Below are 1,157 nucleotides of genomic sequence, written 5' to 3'. Positions count from 1 at the left end.
TCGGGGTCCGCGATGAGGTCCGGGATGGCGACGTATTCCGCGGCGCTTTCGACGAAATAGGATTTCGAGCGCAGGTCTTTCACGAGCGGCGCGAAGGCCGCGCAGATCTCCGAGAAATCCCCCTGGGCCGGTCCATCGTCCTGGTTGCGCAGGATGCGCTTCACCTCCGAGACGATCCCGGTGCGCAGCATGCGCAAGGCGCCTTCCTCGCGCGCCTGCGAACAGGTCAACGGAAAGGCCGCCTCCATGATCTCGTCGGCGATCCTGGGCGCGTTGTTGCCGAGGCGGGAGGCGACCTCCCACACTGATGCGGCAAAGGCCGCTGACTGGCTATTCAGCATCGAGCCACTCCGTGATTTGCGTGAAACGTGCCGCCCCGCGGGCGATTGCCTGCGCGTCGAGCTCGTGAAACGGTTCGTCCCGCGCCTCGCGCATGCCCTGACGCGCGAGGGCCAGGTTTTCCTCGGTGGCCCATTCGGCGAAGGCGCGGAACGTTCCGGTCACATGCTGCCAGGCAGCGCGTGCAGGCGTCGGCGGGGCGTAGAGCGGGTTGCGCCGGCTGGCCGAGCGCTGCGGCCGCAGCCCTCGCATGGCGGCATCGACCACCATCTTGCGCAGGGCCGCGCGGGTCGGTTCCTCGCCGCGTTCGAGGCGCTCATCGAGGGTGCGGCGGACGATCCCGGGCTCCGCGGCCTCGGCGTCCCGGATCTGGCGGGCCTCGTGGATCTCGTCATGGCGCAGGCCAAGGTCGGCCACCGTGGCCTGAAATCCCTTGCCGTTCTCAAGACTTTTGGGCCGCCCTTGAGCTACCTCGCCCCGCGCCTGCGCGGCATCGTACTCATCGGCCAACCGACGTTTGGCCCGCGCCTCGATCTCGAGCGCATGGGCCTGCGCGCGATGCGCGGCCGCGACGAGATCGTCATGCGCGCTCTTGGCGCGCTGCAGCCGGGCGGCGCGTTTGGCCACATCGTAGGCGAAGCCCGCCATGTCGCGCGCCTCAAGCACCTCCGCGGCGGTCTTCGCCCCCGTGAGCATGCTGGCGGCGCGGTCGATCAGGCTGGGCAGATCCTGCGTGTCCGCGGAAATCGGCGCGAGGGAGGTCATTGCCCATCCCCCTGCGGCCGGATCTCGACCTTCAGCGCGCCGGTCTTCACGGT

1 protein-coding gene and 1 pseudogene are annotated in these 1,157 nt (G+C 69.3%); both read right to left on the bottom strand.

Annotation, left to right across the window (positions count from 1 at the left end):
• A partial coding sequence (locus NYR58_RS20400; protein ID WP_261522949.1) for a hypothetical protein occupies nucleotides 1–341 on the bottom strand: 341 nt, incomplete at its 3' end.
• Nucleotides 331–1,157: pseudogene (locus NYR58_RS20395) on the bottom strand (hypothetical protein); the annotation flags it as partial. The pseudogene NYR58_RS20395 and the gene NYR58_RS20400, both read right to left, overlap by 11 nt.

The sequence above is a fragment of the Chelativorans intermedius genome (assembly GCF_025398255.1).
Classification (GTDB): domain Bacteria; phylum Pseudomonadota; class Alphaproteobacteria; order Rhizobiales; family Rhizobiaceae; genus Chelativorans; species Chelativorans intermedius.
The sequence above is the reverse complement of the archived record's forward strand: the minus strand, read 5'-3'. Positions and strand labels throughout refer to the sequence as shown.